Consider the following 17,834-nt stretch of genomic DNA (forward strand, 5'->3'; position numbering starts at 1 on the left):
CGTTAAAAAAGAGGGCGTTTTTTTAACTAAAATAAAGAGTTGTTAACAACTATAATATTTTAGCAACTTCAGCGCAAACAAATTCTAAAAAGCGTTCATCTTCTTTGGTGAATGGGTCTGGGGTGTTAGAGTCGATATCTATTTGTCCAATATTTTCACCATTCACAAAAACAGGAACTACTATTTCAGCTTTAACGGTAATACTACAGGCAATATAATTATCTTGAGCAGATACATCGGGCACTACAAAGTTTTTATTGCTTACAGCCACTTGTCCGCAAATACCTTTCCCAAACGGAATTACAGTATGGTCTGTTGGTTCTCCTACATAAGGACCTAAAAGAAGTTCTTCTTTTAACCCATTTCTAAAATAAAATCCCACCCAATTGTAGTACGCTACATGTTTTTCTAACAATTCACAAATATTTAAAAGGCGTTCGTTTATTGTCTTTTCTGTTTGAAAAACAATCGTTTCAATTTGTGGTTTTAGAGTTTCAAAAATCATATAACTAAAAGTTTTGGTAAAAGTATTTAAAAAGCTGTAATTTCGATATTCAGTTTTAATAAATTTAACAACTAGAATATATAAGTTTTTTTGAAGTTACTCTTTATAAAATACAAATTGATTATAAAATTTATACTTACTTTTTTAGTGGTATATATCTCTTTCTCTGTGTTGTATAAATTTTATTTGGAATATTCGGGTGGTTTCAAATTTCATCCAGATTACATGACGTATTTGGTTTCGAAACAAAGTGAAGCTTTGTTAGATACGTTTGGTTATAACGCACAAGTTCTACCACATCCTAACGAACCCTCTATAAAACTTATGGTTAATGGAAAATATTTAGCTAGAATTGTTGAAGGCTGTAATGCTATTAGCGTTATTATTTTGTTTATGTCGTTTATAATTGCTTTTTCTGGGAAACTGAGAACTACTTTTTTTTATATACTTTCTGGAAGTATAATAATTTATTCAGTTAACTTATTACGTATTGCTGTTTTGAGTATAGGGTTATATCATTATCCACAACATTCAGAATTTTTACATACGGTTGTTTTTCCTGCTATTATATATGGTATGGTGTTTTTATTATGGATTTTTTGGGTGAATCGCTTCTCTAAATTGAATAATAAGCATGAATAAAACTGTAAAATACATCGTGATATTTATCCTTTTTGGGTTGTTGGTTTTAATCCGTTTTTTTGAGAATGAATTGTTTTACGACCCTTATTTAATGTTTTTTCAAAACGACTATTTGTATATTGATAGTCCTCGGCGCGAAGTGTTTAAGCTTACTGTGTTTACAACCTTACGCTATGGATTAAACTCCCTTATTTCATTAAGTATATTATACGTTATTTTTAAAGATAAGAGCATTGTTAAATTCTCATCTATTATTTATTCAATTGCTTTTTTTGTTTTGATATTAATCTATTTGTATTTTGTTGTAAACCCAAGGCAAGAAGATTATTATTTGTTTTTTAATGTACGTCGTTTTTTAATTCAGCCTATTATTTTAATTCTTCTACTACCTGCGTTTTACTATCATAAGCTTAAAAATTAATGTTAATCATTTAATAAAAGTAGAATGTTTGATAGTGATTTTAGTACTTTTGTGTTGTGTTAAAACAATTTTTACATAAAGGATTTTCGATGCTTTTAGCGTTACTCGTATTGTTTTCAACAGTATCTTTTACTATTGAAAAGCATTTTTGTGGTGATGTTTTGGTAGATATTTCTGTTTTTTCTGAAGCTCAAAAATGCGCTACGGAAACTATGGAAATATTAATGAAGAAAACATGTTGTAAAGACGAAATAGAAGTTGTTTTAGGTCAAGATGAATTGAAGTTTTCTTCTTTTGAAGATTTGCATTTTGAACAGCAACAGTTTGTCACAGGCTTAGCATATTCTTATATCAATCTTTTTGTAGGATTAGAGCAACTGTTTATTCCTCATGAAGATTATTCTCCTCCCAATTTGGTTACCGATATTCAGGTTTTAGACCAAGTTTTTATTATTTGATACCTAGATTTTTTTTTGTTATTCCCTTGTATGAGCAATGTCAGTTTTTTCGTTTTCACGAAAAAAATGGAGTTTAAGTGTTCAAATTATATTTCAAAATGAAACATATGTTTACAATTGCAGGTATGACTTGTAATGGTGGTAAAACATCTGTTGATGATAAACTCGGCAATTTAAGAACTACATTAAAGAAGACTAGAATCAAAGCGACTTTTGTCAATAATAGTATTGTGATAGTTGTGTCAATTATTATGATACTCATAACCTACAATTAAAGTGAAAAAAATATTATATATAATACTAATGCTTCCTGTGTTTTCAACTTCTCAAGAGAAGATTACGGGAATGATTATGGAAGCAAATGAGAAAAATGAACCTATAGGATTGGCAGGTGCTAATGTGTATTGGCTTGGTACATCTATTGGTGTTGTAACCGATATTGACGGGAATTTTTCAATTTCATATTCAGAAGAATATACAAAACTGGTTATTAGTTATATTGGTTTTAAAACGGATACACTTACTGTCACTAAACCAAAAACGGTACACCATTGGTTGCAACCAACCGATAATTTGGATGAAGTAACAATTACCTCAAGAAAGCAAGCTACAGCGAAATCATATATGCAAGCATCTAATGTTTTTACAGTTAGTAGCGATGAATTATTAAAAGCGGCATGTTGTAATTTATCAGAAAGTTTTGAAACCAATCCATCTATCGATGTTAATTTTGCCGATGCTATTACAGGAACGCGTCAAATTAAAATGTTAGGGTTAACAAGTCCGTATATTTTAATTGCTACAGAGAATATTCCTTCCATTCGTGGAGCCTCACAAGCATTCGGGTTGAGTTTTATTCCAGGAACTTGGGTGAGTAGTATTCAAATAACAAAAGGCGCTGGTAGCGTTGTTAATGGTTACGAAAGTATAGCAGGACAAATAAATGCAGAATTGGTAAAGCCTACTACAGATAATACATTATTTGTTAATTTATTTGGAAATGTAGCAGGACGTTTTGAGTTAAATACACATATTAATACTAAAGTTTCAGATAGATGGAGTACTGGTTTGTATTTACATGGAAATGCACATAACGAAAAGCATGATGTTAATAATGATAATTTCATGGATATGCCTATGTATAATCAAATAAATATGATGAATCGATGGCAATATACAGATACAGAAAAGGGGTTCGTGAGTTTTATTAATTTGAAATTTTTAAATGATGAAAAACAAACAGGACAACTCGATTTTAATCCGAATACAGATAAATTAACAACAAATAGCTGGGGCAGTGAAATAGATACGAAGCGCTATGAAATTTCTGGAAAATTTGGTTATGTAAATCCAGAGATACCATACCAAAGTTTGGGTGTTCAAACAGCATTTAGTAATCATAAACAAGTCTCCTATTTTGGGTTAAATCAATATGATATTACGCAAAATAGTTTGTATGCAAATGCCATTTATAATTCTATTATTAGTGACTCCAGACATAAAATAAAAACAGGAGTAAGTTATACTTATGATCATTATGATGAGTTTGTAAATACAATGTCTTATGAAAGAACAGAATATTCTGTAGGTGCTTTTTTTGAATATAATTATGATAATTTAGATAGATTGAATCTAACTGCTGGTGTGCGTGTAGATAACCATAATCTATTAGGAGCTTTTGTAACACCTAGATTGCATGCGCGGTATACGCCATGGGAAAAATCGGCTTTACGAGCTTCCATTGGTCGAGGAAAACGTAGTGCTAATATTTTTGCCGAAAACCAAAAGATATTTTCAACATCAAGAGTTATTAATATTATAGATAGTAGTGGTAGTGTTTATGGATTAGATCCAGAGGTTGCTTGGAATTACGGTGTGTCTTTTCTACAAGGATTTAATTTGTTTAAAAGAAAAGCAGATATTACTTTAGATTATTATAAAACAGATTTTGAAAATCAAGTAGTGGTAGATTTTGAAAACCCACAAGAAGTTAGTTTTTATAATCTCGATGGAAAAAGTTATGCGAATAGTTTGCAATTAGAGTTTAATTATAATGTTTTTCAGTATTTCGATTTGCGTATGGCCTATAAATATTACGATGTGCAAACCCAATATAATTCTGATAAATTAGAAAAGCCATTAGTTCCAAAACATCGCTTGTTTGCCAATGCGTCTTATGAAATATATGAGAAAGAAGGTGCCGGGCAATGGAAGTTTGATGTGACTTATAATTGGTTGGGAGAACAGCGTTTTTCATCAACAGCATCCAATCCTTTACAGTATCAATTAGCGGCTTATACGCCAACACTGGCTACCTTAAATGCTCAAGTAACTAAAGTGTTTTCGCCTAAGTTTGAAGTGTATTTAGGAGGTGAAAATATCACCAATGTGAGGCAAAATAACCCTGTTTTAGGAGCCGATAATCCTTTTGGTTCAAATTTTGATACCACATTTGTATATGGTCCTGTTTTTGGAAGCAATTATTATGCAGGATTGCGATTTAAAATAAAATAAGTAAACCGTCATTATTGAAATGACATTAAAAATCAAATAAAAATAATCAGATGAAAAAAATATTAGTACTAGCAGTTATGCTAATTGGAACAACAACATTCGCACAAAACAAAAACGCAAAAACCACTATGGAAGTAGATGGTGTTTGTTTAATGTGTAAATCTAGAATTGAAAAAGCGTGTTTAAAAACAAAAGGAGTTAAGTCTGCTGTTTGGAATGTAAAAACTCATGAATTAAAGTTAATTTATGACGACCGAAAAACAAGTATTGAAACCATTCAAAATAGTGTAACTAATGCAGGACATGATACAAAAGAATTAAAAGCGACAGAAGAGGCGTATGCAAAAGTACATCCATGTTGTAGATATCGAGATGTTGCTGTTCTAGAAGACCATAAGGTTGATGAAGAACACGATCATAAAGATTAAAAAGAAAATGCCCAAATGATTTTAGTTTGGGCATTTTCTTTTTAATAATATATTTCTAAATTGATGTCAGTGTTTTAATATGGTAGTGTCATGTTTTTTTAAAAATATTTTATTGAAATGCTGTATATTAGTGACTTATACAATATGTTAACTTCTAATAACCATCAATGAAAACTATTTTAACAATTATTTTATGTTTTTTTACTTTAACAATTTTAGCTCAATTAGAACCTGTAAAAGCTGGAGTGTATAAATGGACAGATCATCCAGTAAAAGCCAGTAAAGATAGGGAGTCTAGGAAAATATTAGAAGGTGTGTCTCCTCATTTTGAATATTTAGAAATCCATGCTACTACTCAATTTCCTGGAGCTAAACCAGGTACTGCTCATGCTAATGATGATATAGAAGAATGTATTATTGTAAAAGAGGGGTTAATGAAAGTCACTCTTGAAGGCGAAAGTACGGTTTTAGGTATAGGAGGTGTTTTTTTATTAATGCCAAAACAAATGCATTCACTTGAAAATATTGGAGATACCAATCTTACTTATTATGTAATGCGATATAAATCTAAAAAGAAAATGAATATTGAAAGGGGAGAAATTGCGGGTGGTTCCCTTTTGCTAAACCCACAACATTTAGTTTCTAAACCAAGTTCTCGTGGCGCAGGACGCGCTTATTTTGACCGTCCAACAGCTATGTGCGAACGATTCGAAATGCATGTTACTCGATTAGATTCGAAAGGGCTCAGTCATCAACCTCATAAGCATATTGAAACAGAAATTATTTTAGTGTTATCAGGAGAAACAGCTATGATGATTGAAGGAGAAAATTATAAAGGAATAGCAGGTGACTTTTATTTTATGCCATCTCAGTTATTTCATGGGGTAAGTAATGCATCAGATAAACCATGCTCTTATTTTGCTTTTAAGTGGAATTGATGGGTTTTCATAATATCTTAAAACCCTTTATTAATTTTATCCAACTAAATTTTTATACTATGTTTTCTAATTTCACGAAATCAATTATTCCCTTTTTGTTGTTATGTTTTTGTATTATGTCTTCATGTAAACAATCAAAAAAGAAGGATAATATTCAGAAATCTAATTTTGTCTCCTTGGTAAAAAATGATTCGTTAAATACACTTGATGTTTTTATTGATAGAAAATATTTTACATCCTATATGTATGCCGATAGTATTTTAAGAAAACCAGTACTATTTCCAATTTTTACAGCTAGCGAAAAACGGATTACGCGAGGATTTCCTATAAATCCAAATCCTGGTGAGCGTATGGATCATCCTCATCATTACGGACTTTGGTTTAATCATGGAGTTGTTAATGATATAGATTTTTGGAATAGTGCCGTTATTCCAAAGGATCCAGAAATGCGTTACGGAAGAATAAATCATGTTAAATTTTTAAAAGTAGAATCTGGAGAAGTGGGTACTTTGAAAATTGAAAAAGAATGGCGTAGTGATATTGAAGAACTTTTAATTAAAGAACAAACACGCTATGTTTTTAGTGGCGATGAAAATAAAAGAATAATTACGCTAACAACAATGCTTACAGCACCAGAAGTTGATGTATTATTTACAGATTCTAAAGAAGGTATGTTTGCTATGAGAATGAGAAGAGAATTAGAAATAGCTTCTGATGAGCCAGCTATTCTTTTTGAAAATAATCAGGTTACTTCTAAAAGCGATGTTCTTAAAAACGAAGGCGTTTCAGGCCACTATCGCAATAGCAATGGGATAGAAGGTTATCCTGAGGTATGGGGAAAAAGAGCTAAATGGATGCAGCTTGCTGGTTTAGTAGATGGAGATAGTATTTCGGTTTGTATTTTTGATTCTCCCAAAAACCTTAATCACCCTCCACATTGGATGACACGAGATTACGGGTTGTATGGGGTTAATCCTTTTGGTAGTAACGTATATACTAACGGGGAAGAACAGTTTAATTACACACTTAAAAAAGGGGAGTCTACAACTTTTAAATATCAGGTTGTTATTGTTGATGGTGTATATCCAAAACCTGAAAAAATTGAGACACTCTATAGTAATTTTATTGCTGAGGGCATTTAAATTTACATGAAGTAGTTAAGCATGACTTTAAATAAATAAAAACGCCTCAAAATTAATTTTGAGGCGTTTTTTAGTTTATATGTATAGTTATACTATTACATCATTCCTGGCATACCGCCACCTCCCATTGGAGGCATTGAAGCAGATTCTTCTTTAATATCTACTAAAGCACATTCGGTAGTAAGAATCATTCCCGCAACAGATGCTGCATTTTCTAAAGCCACACGTGTTACTTTTTTAGGATCTATAATACCAGCTTTAAGCATATCTACATACGTATCAGATTTGGCATCAAAACCAAAATCTTTTTTACCTTCAAGAATTTTGTTTATAACAACAGAACCTTCACCACCAGCATTTTCTACGATGGTACGTAAAGGTGATTCAATAGCACGTGCTACAATTTGAACCCCTGTTGTTTCGTCTAAATTATCGGTAGTAAGTTTCTCTAAAACCGACTTTGCTCTAACTAAAGCAACACCACCACCAGCAACAATACCTTCTTCTACTGCAGCTCTTGTGGCATGTAAAGCATCATCAACACGATCTTTTTTCTCTTTCATTTCAACTTCACTAGCAGCACCTACATAAAGAACAGCAACACCACCAGCTAATTTAGCTAAACGCTCTTGAAGTTTTTCTTTATCGTAATCGCTAGTTGTTGTTTCTATTTGTGCTTTAATTTGATTGACACGCGCTTTAATATCTTTAGCATCGCCAGCACCATTTACTATAGTTGTATTGTCTTTATCAACAGTAACTGTTTCTGCAGTACCTAGCATGCTTAAATCGGCATTTTCTAAAGTAAATCCTCTTTCTTCAGAAATAACAGTACCACCAGTTAAGATAGCAATATCTTCTAACATGGCTTTACGTCTGTCTCCAAAACCAGGTGCTTTTACAGCAGCAATTTTAAGTCCACCACGTAATTTGTTTACTACCAATGTAGCTAAAGCTTGTCCATCTACATCTTCAGCTATAATTAATAACGGACGACCAGATTGTGCCACTGGTTCTAATATTGGAAGAATTTCTTGTAAGTTAGAAATCTTTTTTATCAAATAATAAAATGTATGGATTTTCTAAATCGGCAATCATTTTATCAGCATCTGTTACAAAGTAAGGTGATAAATAGCCTCTGTCAAACTGCATGCCTTCAACAACATCAACATAAGTTTCCATTCCTTTAGCTTCTTCAACAGTAATAACACCTTCTTTACCAACTTTATCAAAAGCAGTTGCAATTAATTCGCCAATGGTATCATCATTATTAGCAGAAATAGCAGCCACTTGTTTAATCATTTCTGAAGAGTTACCTACTTTTTTAGCTTGTTTTTCAAGATCGGCAACAATAGCTTCAACAGCTTTGTCGATACCACGTTTTAAGTCCATTGGGTTTGCACCAGCGGCAACGTTTTTTAAACCTTCTTTTACAATAGCTTGTGCTAAAACGGTAGCAGTTGTTGTTCCATCACCCGCTAAATCGTTGGTTTTAGAAGCGACTTCTTTTACCATCTGAGCGCCCATATTTTCTAGAGCGTCGTCAAGTTCAATTTCTTTAGCTACAGATACACCATCTTTTGTTACTTGAGGAGCTCCAAAGCTTTTGCCAATAATTACATTACGTCCTTTTGGTCCTAATGTTACTTTTACTGCATTTGCTAATGCATCAACACCACGTTTTAATCCGTCACGTGCGTCAATATCAAATTTTATATCTTTTGCCATAATATGCTTTGTTTTTTATTTCCGCGAAGGCGGAAAACTGTATAATTAAAATCTATTTTGTTTGATGAGATTCCCGTTTTCATGGGAATGGAAGAACTATTTATATAATAGCAAGTATGTCGCTTTCGCGCATAATTAAATAATCTGTTCCTTCTAGTTTAAGCTCTGTTCCTGCATATTTACCATACAAAACAGTGTCGCCAACTTTTACCGTAATAGGCTCGTCTTTAGTGCCTTTTCCAGCAGCTATAACAGTTCCTTTTTGTGGTTTTTCTTTTGCGTTATCTGGAATTATAATTCCTGAAGCTGTTTTAGTTTCAGCGGCAGCAGGTTCAATAAGAACGCGGTCTGCTAATGGTTTAATGTTTAAGCTCATTGTTATATTACTTTTAATTAATTAAATTATGATTTATGTTTAAGGATGAAGCTAAAAATGTGCCAATACTTGATACCTGACAAACTTGCAGAAACAAAAAATGCCAACTGTAATAGTTGGCATTTTAAATATGTTGTGAAAAGAATATTATTTATTTTCAGTACTTTCATCTGTTGAAGTTGCAGGTGCTGCATCTTGTGTTTCAGGTAAAGCTGCTGGTAAAGGTTGTGTTGTTGTTGCATCTGCATCTAATGCTTTAGAATCGATGCTATCAGACCCTCTATTTATTGCAACGTTAGATAGTAAAATTAATACTAATAATAGTGTTGCTAAAGTCCATGTGCTTTTGTCTAAAAAATCTGTTGTCTTTTTTACACCACCTAATTGTTGGGTTCCGCCACCTCCAAAAGAAGAAGATAATCCGCCTCCTTTAGGGTTTTGCACCATGATTACTACGATTAATAAAAATGCTACTACAACAATTAATGCTAAAAATATTGTAAACGTACTCATTATTCTTTGTTATTATGTTCTTGTAATTGTTCTACTGCCTTAATTTGGTTTGCAAAGAAACTACTTTTTTCTGGATATTTCAAACTTAAAATTCTATAAGATTGAATTGCCTTTTTATAGTTTTTTTGTTCTACATAAATACGTGCTAAAGTCTCAGTCATTAAAGACTCTGGTTGTATCATTTGCGCTTTAGCAAGATTGCCTTTTGAGGATGTAGATTTTTTTGGATTTATTTTCGGATTTTGAGTAATAAACTTGTCGATTAACTCAAACTTTTTGACTTTGTCTTTAGAGGTAGAAGTCTTTTTTGTTTTTACAATTTTTAGAGGTTCTTCTATTTCTTCTCGTATTATAGGCTTAAAACTTGTTATTTTTAGCCATTCATTAAAAGAATGTGTTTCTTTTTTTTCAAATTGAAGAGGTTTTCCAAGGCTTAATATCTCGGAAGCAGAAACGTCTTGTGTTTTTGTTTCTTCAGTAACGGTTTCAATAGATTCAGATTCATCTAAAACAAAAGCGTTACTACTTAGCCGCTTTTCTTTTGCTTCAAATAAAGCTGGGTCTAAAACGCCATCAGTATCTTTTATTTGCTGTCTTAAAGCATCATCGATAGTAACGCTTTTGTTTATAGAAATGTCTTCAATATCAACATCTATATCTTTTAAATGTGATGTATTTTTTTTGATGAATTGCGAAATTTCATTTTGAACAAATTCATCAGAAGTAATATAATCAAATAAAATACTTCTATCAGTAGTATAAGCAGCTGTAGTTTTAAGCTCTTGATTGTATTTAAAACTACTCTGGTTTTTTAGACCTTTAAGATATACAGCTCGTGCCGATTGAAAATAGGGAAATTCATCAATAATAGATTTTATAGCATCAGTTTGTTGATGCGCTATAGCTTGTGGATGCTGAAGTATGTATGTAAAATCTGTTTGATTCATTGGCTAAGCCAAATTTAATATATTTTTGTTTTTAATTACCATTTTGCTAATGTGGCGTTAAAAATATCTTGAGTTAAGCGTTCAAAAATTTCTTCGTGTGCTGTGGTTTTTTGTGAGCCAGATAGTAAAGAGCTGCCACCGTAATCATAAAAAAATGAAAAGGATTGCTCTAAATCGTCATCTTCTTTTTTTCTGTTATAAAATCTAACTTTCACACTAATTGTTAGTCTGTTTTGTGCCGCAGTATTTTGCGAGGTAGCTGTAGTTGGTGAAATTCTGTAATCGGTTATTTCGCCTTCGTAAACTAAATCGCCATTAGATGGAACAAGGTTTAAATTAGTTTGATTTTGAATTAAATCTTCTAACGCCAGTTTAAAATCTCGTTCTAAGCCAGGCTCAACTAAAAGCGCATTGTTTTCAAAACGATTTACTTGATAGGTTTTAACATCTGCAGGAATGGATGCTCCGGTAAACGAATAGAAGCCACAACTTGAAAGTAAAAAGCTAAAAGCTAATAGAGAAAAGTAGAGGAAATATTTTTTCATATAATATATAAAACACTGCGAATGTGGTCAGTGTGACATTTAGTTAATATTAGTTCAACGAGCAGTTATTAGTTTTGTTGCGTTTTAAACGGTTTCTTTTTTAAAGATTGTATTGTTTAATTTTTCTATACAATGTACGTTCACTAATACCTAGTTCGGCAGCTGCTAATTTACGCTTTCCGCTGTGACGTTCAAGCGATTTTTTTATTAATTCTAATTCTTTATCGTGTAATGATAGGGTTTCTTCTTCTTCAATCTCTTCGGCAAAATGATATTTATCTTGAATATTTATAACGTCATCATGCTTTGATGAGTGCTCAGGGATTGATAAAACTTCTGTGTTCTCTTGTGTTTCTTCAAAATCTGTATCTTCTTCTTCTTCTTCATTATCACCATAAATTTTTTGAATAAGGGTTTCATGATCTTTTTCAACATCTTTTACATTGCCACTTTTCATGAGCTCCATGGTAAGCTTTTTTAAATCGTTAAGATCGCTTTTCATGTCAAATAAAACTTTATATAAAATTTCACGTTCGCTACTAAAATCGCTTTCAGATTTAGATGTTTTAATAACAGCAGGTAAATTAGTACCCGATTTAGGTAGGTAACCTCTTAATGTATCTGCACTAATAATTCTGTTTTGTTCTAAAACAGAAACTTGTTCGGCAATGTTTCGTAACTGACGAATATTTCCGCTCCACCGATGTTTTAAAAGGACTTGTATAGCGTTATCGGTAAGTTTAACCGTTGGCATTTTATATTTTAATGCGAAATCGCTGGCAAATTTTCTGAATAATAAATGAATATCATCTTGTCTTTCACGCAAAGGTGGTAAGTGTATGTCTACGGTGCTTAATCGGTAATATAAATCTTCACGAAATTTTTCTTTTTCAATGGCTTCAAACATATTTACGTTTGTTGCAGCAACAATACGTACATCGGTTTTTTGAACCTTGCTCGAACCTACTTTTATAAACTCACCATTTTCTAAAACACGCAGTAAGCGTACTTGTGTAGTTAGTGGTAATTCTCCAACTTCATCTAAAAAAATAGTACCACCATCGGCAACTTCAAAGTAACCACTTCGAGTTTGTGTAGCACCTGTAAAAGCGCCTTTTTCATGGCCGAAAAGTTCACTGTCTATAGTGCCTTCAGGAATTGCACCACAGTTTACGGCAATATATTTATTGTGTTTTCTGTGTGATAATTGATGTATTATTTTAGGGATACTTTCTTTACCAACACCGCTTTCGCCAGTAACCAATACCGAAATATCGGTAGGTGCTACTTGAATGGCTTTTTCAATAGCACGATTTAGGGATGGTGTATTTCCAATAATACCAAAACGTTGTTTTATAGCTTGAACTGATTCCATAAGCCCCTTAATCCCCAAATGGGGAGTTTAAAACGTTAAATATTGTATGTTGTTTCATTTTGTTTTTTTTAATTATTTTCACTCAACCCAATCGCTTCTCCAATTAGAGTGGCACTTGTGCAATCTGTTACATTAACATTAACAAAGTCTCCAATTTTATAGCTTTCTTTAGGGAAAACAGCAACAACATTTTGAGATGTTCTTCCAGACCATTGTGCATCAGATTTTTTAGATTCTTTTTCAATTAAAACTTCTACAGTCGTATTTAAAAAAGCTTTGGTTCTAATTTCGCTATGTGCTCTTTGTAAATCTACAATATCTTGTAGTCTTCGTTTTTTTGTTTCTTCAGGAACATCATCTTCCATATTCCGTCCTGCCATTGTTCCTGGACGTTCTGAATAGGTAAACATATATCCAAAATGATATTTTACATAGTCCATTAATGAAACGGTGTCTTGAAAATCGGCTTCAGTTTCCGTTGGAAAACCAACAATCATATCTTGGCTAATAGTGCAATTTGGAATAATACGACGGATATTATCAATTAATTCCATGTATTCTTCCCGTGTATGCAAACGATTCATTGCTTTTAAAATGCGATTACTGCCACTTTGTACAGGTAAATGAATATGATTGCAAATGTTTTGATATGTTGCCATGGTTTTAATCACATCCAATGTTAAATCTTGTGGATTTGATGTTGAAAAGCGAATACGCATTTTAGGTTGTGCTTGGGCGCATAACTCTAATAAATTAGAGAAGTTTACAGCTGAGGCTTTTTGTAAATCACTGGCTTTATCAAAGTCTTTTTTTAGTCCGCCACCATACCACAGATAACTATCTACATTTTGTCCTAGAAGTGTAATTTCTTTATATCCTCTATTCCATAAATCGTTAACTTCCTCAATAATACTTTGTGGGTTTCTGCTACGCTCTCTACCACGTGTAAAAGGTACTACGCAAAAGGTGCACATGTTATCGCAACCACGAGTAATAGATACAAATGCTGTAACACCGTTTGTGTTTAGGCGTACAGGTGAAATGTCGCCATAGGTTTCTTCTTTAGAAAGAATAACATTTATAGCATCTCTACCTTCATCAACTTCGGCTAACAAATTTGGTAAATCTTTGTAAGCATCAGGGCCAACTACTAAATCAACAATTTTTTCTTCTTCAAGAAATTTTGTTTTTAATCGTTCTGCCATACAGCCTAAAACACCGACTTTCATTTTAGGATTAAGGTCTCTTTTTATAGCATTATATTTTTCTAAACGTTTACGAACGGTTTGTTCGGCTTTATCACGAATAGAACAGGTGTTTACTAAAACTAAATCGGCATCTTCAAGGTTTTGAGTGGTGTTATATCCTTGGTCTTGCATGATAGAGGCCACAATTTCGCTATCGCTAAAATTCATAGCACAACCATAACTTTCAATAAAAAGTTTGCGGGTGTTTTCTTTTTTTTGTTCAAGAATTAAAGCATCTCCTTGTTTGCTTTCGTCTATTGTTTTTTCCATAGTTTACTAGAAATGAACCACATTAATCTTAGTGTAGATCGAGGTTTTTAATGGCGAATGACTTCTGAAAAAAAATAAAAATCACCAGATTAAACATGTATGGTTCAATAAGCATGCAAAGATACAATATATTTATGTTTTATGACAAAGTGTCAGACACAAAATGTATTATAAATTTTGTTAAATATTATATAAAAGGTTTCCTTTGATTGAAACATTAATCAGCATTTTAAAAATGAATACACTTGATGGTTTACTAAAGAAAATAGATAATGCTCCAGCTTTAGATTTTGGAACAATTATTAATGATTGTGTTGAACTATATAAAAAAGTTTGGCTTAAAGGGTTTTTAATGGTTTTGTTTATTGTAATTGCTGGAATACTTATAGGTCTTTTCTTCTCAGCAATAGGCCTTGGCACTCAAACAGATTTATTTGAAAATGGGTTTAATTTTAAGTCTTTTTCAAAGTTTTATTCTATGAATGCGATATATAGTCTGCCTCAAACTATTTTAACAAGTACATTAACACTCCTTTTTGTTGGCGCTTTTTATAGAATTTGTAAACAGGTAGATTCAGGAATAAATGAAAATGATGATTATTTTTATTTTTTTAAAAAGGAATACTTTAGTAAAATTTTTATGCTTGGTATTATTTACGCTGCAATAGCAACTGTTGCTCAAGTATTATTTATGATACCTTATATTTATGTGTTTGTACCTTTGTCTTATTTTGCAATAGTTCTCGCTAATAATCCTGATTTTACTGAAACTGAAATTATAAAAGCAAGTTTTGCGATAGGGAATAAAAAATGGCTTATCACTTTTGGGACGATGTTTATTGCAGGGATAATTGCAATGTTGGGGATTTTGGGTTGTGGAATAGGACTTTTATTTACGTTGTCTATCGTTTATTTTCCAGTGTTTTTTATTTATAAAGAAGTAGTCGGGTTTGAGGAAACTAGTGAGATAGATCAAATAGGAATGCATGAAGATGAATCGAGTTTTTAACAAATAAGTATGTGATATAATTTTTGATCAAAATTATGTTATTGTTGAAATAGAAAAAATATCAGTATAAAATATATACATTTTTAAATAAAAAGAGTTGTGTTTTAAGTGTTAAATAGAGCTCTTTTTGTTTAAATAATAAACAGATAATCTCGAAAATTAGGCAGATAAACTTTTTTTCACATACATTTGTAGCTTCAAAAATTGAAGTATGGCGAAGAATTTAGTGATTGTTGAGTCACCTGCTAAGGCAAAAACTATTGAAAAATTTTTAGGAAAAGATTTTAAAGTAGAATCTAGTTTTGGACATATATCCGATCTTCCTTCTAAGGAATTAGGGGTAAATGTAGACGGTGATTTTAAACCAACATATGAAGTTTCAAAAGATAAAAAGGCAGTTGTAAAAAAACTGAAAGATTTAGCTAAAAAAGCAGATTGGGTATGGCTAGCAAGTGATGAAGATCGCGAGGGTGAGGCTATAGCATGGCATTTAGCTGAGACTTTAAAATTAGACAAAGACAAGACAAAACGTATTGTTTTTCATGAAATCACTAAATCGGCTATTCAAAAAGCTATTGAAAACCCAAGAGGTATAGATTATGATTTAGTAGATGCGCAACAAGCACGTCGCGTATTAGATAGGATTGTAGGTTATGAATTGTCGCCAGTACTTTGGAGAAAAGTAAAAGGAGGCTTATCGGCAGGTCGTGTACAGTCTGTTTCTGTGCGCTTAATTGTAGAACGAGAACGAGATATTCAAAACTTTACACCAGAAGCTTCTTATAGAATTGATGCAGAGTTTTCAAATGAAGACGGACAATCTTTTAAAGCAAAACTACCTAAGACGTTTTCATCTAAAGAAGCTGCTTATAAATTTTTAGAATCAAATAAAGCAGCTAGTTTTAAAGTTGCAGATTTACAAAAAAAACCTGCAAAAAAATCACCAGCAGCACCGTTTACAACTTCTACTTTACAACAAGAAGCATCGCGTAAATTATATTTTTCGGTAAGTAAAACCATGACTATGGCTCAGCGCTTATATGAGGCTGGACTTATTACTTATATGAGAACAGATAGTGTAAATTTATCTGATGAAGCAAGAAATGGAGCGCAAGCAGAAATAGAAAGTGCTTATGGTTCTAAGTATAGTAAACCTAGAAATTACAAAGGAAAAGCAAAAGGAGCACAAGAAGCGCATGAGGCTATAAGACCTACTAACTTCGCTGTGCATTCTGTAGATATAGATTATGATCAAGCACGATTATACGATTTAATCTGGAAACGTGCTATTGCTTCTCAAATGAGTGAAGCAGAGCTAGAGCGCACCAATGTGAAAATTAGTGCCTCGACACATAAAGAAACATTTACAGCTAACGGTGAGGTTATTACTTTTGATGGCTTTTTAAAAGTATATTTAGAAGGTACCGATGATGAAGATGCTGAGCAAGAAGGGATGTTGCCAGCAATGAAAACTAATGAAACTTTACTAAATAGTTATATTACTGCCACAGAGCGTTACACACGTGCGCCAGCAAGATTTACAGAAGCATCACTAGTTAAGAAGTTGGAAGAATTAGGTATTGGTCGTCCGTCAACTTATGCGCCAACTATTTCAACTATTCAAAATAGAAATTATGTTGAAAAAGGAGCTGTTGAAGGTGTGGAGCGTGAATATACTCAACTTAAATTACAGAATGATAATTTAACAGATACCATGCTCTCTGAAAAAGTAGGTTCTGATAAAGGAAAACTAGTGCCGACAGATATAGGGATGATTGTTACCGACTTTTTGGTAAATCATTTTGAGAATATTTTAGATTATAATTTTACAGCTAAAGTAGAAGCTGATTTTGATGATATCGCAGATGGAAAAGAGGATTGGATTAAAATGATGAAATCGTTTTATAAAGATTTTCATCCTATTGTAGAAGATGTTAAGGAAAATGCTGATAGAGAATCTGGAGAGCGTATTTTAGGAACCGATCCAAAATCGGGGAAACAGGTTAGTGTGCGTTTAGGTAAGTTTGGACCTATGGTGCAAATAGGAACGGTTGATGATGAAGAAAAACCACAATTTGCAAGTTTAAGTCCAGACCAACAATTAAACACGATTACTTATGAAGAAGCTATGGATTTATTTCAGCTTCCAAAAAGTTTAGGTGAATATAAAGGAGAAGATATACTCGTTAATAATGGGCGTTTTGGACCTTATGTTAAGTTTGGAGATTCTTTTGTGTCACTTCCAAAAGGTGTTGATCCTTTAAGTGTGGAGTTGGATGATGCTATTGTTTTAATTAAAGAGAAACAAAAAGCTGATGCTCCAATATATATGTATAAAGATTTACCTGTTCAAAAAGGTAAAGGGCGTTTTGGACCATTTATTAAATGGAACAATATGTTTATAAACGTAAATAAAAAATACGATTGGGATAACCTATCTGATGAAGACATTATTGAGTTAATTGAAACTAAAATTCAAAAAGAAATCGATAAGGTCATTCATAATTGGGAAGATGAAGGTATTCGTGTTGAAAAAGCACGCTGGGGCAGACATAATGTTTTAAAAGGAAAAATAAAGGTTGAATTACCTAAAACTGTAGATGTTTCTGAGATGACTTTAGAAGAAGCTAAAGCAATAATAGAAGCAAAAACACCAAAAAAGAAAGCTACAAAGAAAAAAACAACGGCTAAAAAGAAATAAATTTCGTTAAAACGTCAAATTATCAACGTTTTGTGAATAACATTGTTTTTTAGTTTTGTTGTAAAATCGTTTTTT

At 32.3% G+C, this 17,834-nt stretch carries 16 protein-coding genes and 1 pseudogene; 9 read left to right on the forward strand and 8 right to left on the reverse strand.

What is annotated here, in order from left to right:
- Positions 1-49: 49 nt before the first annotated feature.
- Positions 50-505: a GAF domain-containing protein gene (locus RHP49_09310; GenBank protein ID WNH11120.1), complete on the reverse strand. Its 456-nt coding sequence runs from the start codon at positions 503-505 to the stop codon at positions 50-52.
- Positions 506-595: 90 nt separating this feature from the next.
- Here RHP49_09310 and xrtF point away from each other — a divergent pair, with 90 nt between their 5' ends.
- From xrtF to RHP49_09345, 7 genes are all read left to right on the forward strand, one after another.
- Entirely contained in the window at positions 596-1,147 is a 552-nt protein-coding gene (gene xrtF, locus RHP49_09315; protein ID WNH11121.1) for an exosortase family protein XrtF, read from the forward strand.
- Complete coding sequence (locus tag RHP49_09320; GenBank protein WNH11122.1) at positions 1,140-1,568, forward strand: exosortase F system-associated protein; 429 nt, start codon at positions 1,140-1,142, stop codon at positions 1,566-1,568. The genes xrtF and RHP49_09320 overlap by 8 nt, the downstream gene beginning before the upstream one ends.
- An 89-nt stretch (positions 1,569-1,657) precedes the next feature.
- Entirely contained in the window at positions 1,658-2,026 is a 369-nt protein-coding gene (locus RHP49_09325) for a hypothetical protein (GenBank protein WNH11123.1), read from the forward strand.
- A gap of 276 nt (positions 2,027-2,302) precedes the next feature.
- Entirely contained in the window at positions 2,303-4,540 is a 2,238-nt protein-coding gene (locus RHP49_09330; GenBank protein WNH11124.1) for a TonB-dependent receptor, read from the forward strand.
- A gap of 50 nt (positions 4,541-4,590) precedes the next feature.
- Positions 4,591-4,968, forward strand: coding sequence for a heavy-metal-associated domain-containing protein (locus RHP49_09335; GenBank protein ID WNH11125.1), 378 nt, complete (start codon positions 4,591-4,593; stop codon positions 4,966-4,968).
- Positions 4,969-5,135: 167 nt separating this feature from the next.
- Positions 5,136-5,906, forward strand: a complete 771-nt coding sequence (locus RHP49_09340) for a cupin domain-containing protein (GenBank protein WNH11126.1) — start codon at positions 5,136-5,138, stop codon at positions 5,904-5,906.
- 116 nt (positions 5,907-6,022) lie between these two features.
- Entirely contained in the window at positions 6,023-7,048 is a 1,026-nt protein-coding gene (locus RHP49_09345) for a PmoA family protein (protein ID WNH11127.1), read from the forward strand.
- A gap of 95 nt (positions 7,049-7,143) precedes the next feature.
- Here the strand turns inward: RHP49_09345 and groL are convergent.
- The 7 genes and pseudogenes from groL to miaB form a co-directional block, all read right to left on the reverse strand.
- Positions 7,144-8,776: pseudogene (gene groL / locus RHP49_09350) on the reverse strand (chaperonin GroEL).
- A 100-nt stretch (positions 8,777-8,876) separates the two neighbouring features.
- The gene (locus tag RHP49_09355; protein ID WNH11128.1) at positions 8,877-9,152 is read right to left on the reverse strand and encodes a co-chaperone GroES; all 276 of its coding nucleotides are present in this window, start codon (positions 9,150-9,152) and stop codon (positions 8,877-8,879) included.
- A 147-nt stretch (positions 9,153-9,299) separates the two neighbouring features.
- Positions 9,300-9,665, reverse strand: coding sequence for a preprotein translocase subunit SecG (secG, locus tag RHP49_09360; GenBank protein WNH11129.1), 366 nt, complete (start codon positions 9,663-9,665; stop codon positions 9,300-9,302).
- A complete protein-coding gene (locus RHP49_09365; GenBank protein WNH11130.1) occupies positions 9,665-10,612 on the reverse strand; it encodes a hypothetical protein in 948 nt (315 codons plus the stop codon). The genes secG and RHP49_09365 overlap by 1 nt, the downstream gene beginning before the upstream one ends.
- 35 nt (positions 10,613-10,647) lie before the next feature.
- A complete protein-coding gene (locus RHP49_09370) occupies positions 10,648-11,157 on the reverse strand; it encodes an LptE family protein (GenBank protein WNH11131.1) in 510 nt (169 codons plus the stop codon).
- A 100-nt stretch (positions 11,158-11,257) separates the two neighbouring features.
- Positions 11,258-12,532: a sigma-54 dependent transcriptional regulator gene (locus tag RHP49_09375; protein ID WNH11132.1), complete on the reverse strand. Its 1,275-nt coding sequence runs from the start codon at positions 12,530-12,532 to the stop codon at positions 11,258-11,260.
- Between the two features lie 68 nt (positions 12,533-12,600).
- A complete protein-coding gene (miaB, locus tag RHP49_09380) occupies positions 12,601-14,049 on the reverse strand; it encodes a tRNA (N6-isopentenyl adenosine(37)-C2)-methylthiotransferase MiaB (GenBank protein ID WNH11133.1) in 1,449 nt (482 codons plus the stop codon).
- Between the two features lie 205 nt (positions 14,050-14,254).
- Here miaB and RHP49_09385 point away from each other — a divergent pair, with 205 nt between their 5' ends.
- Positions 14,255-15,058: a hypothetical protein gene (locus tag RHP49_09385; GenBank protein WNH11134.1), complete on the forward strand. Its 804-nt coding sequence runs from the start codon at positions 14,255-14,257 to the stop codon at positions 15,056-15,058.
- 211 nt (positions 15,059-15,269) lie between these two features.
- The gene (gene topA, locus RHP49_09390) at positions 15,270-17,759 is read left to right on the forward strand and encodes a type I DNA topoisomerase (GenBank protein ID WNH11135.1); all 2,490 of its coding nucleotides are present in this window, start codon (positions 15,270-15,272) and stop codon (positions 17,757-17,759) included.
- The last annotated feature ends 75 nt before the right edge of the window (positions 17,760-17,834 follow it).

This window comes from Flavobacteriaceae bacterium HL-DH10, from assembly GCA_031826515.1.
Lineage (GTDB): Bacteria > Bacteroidota > Bacteroidia > Flavobacteriales > Flavobacteriaceae > Thalassobellus > Thalassobellus suaedae.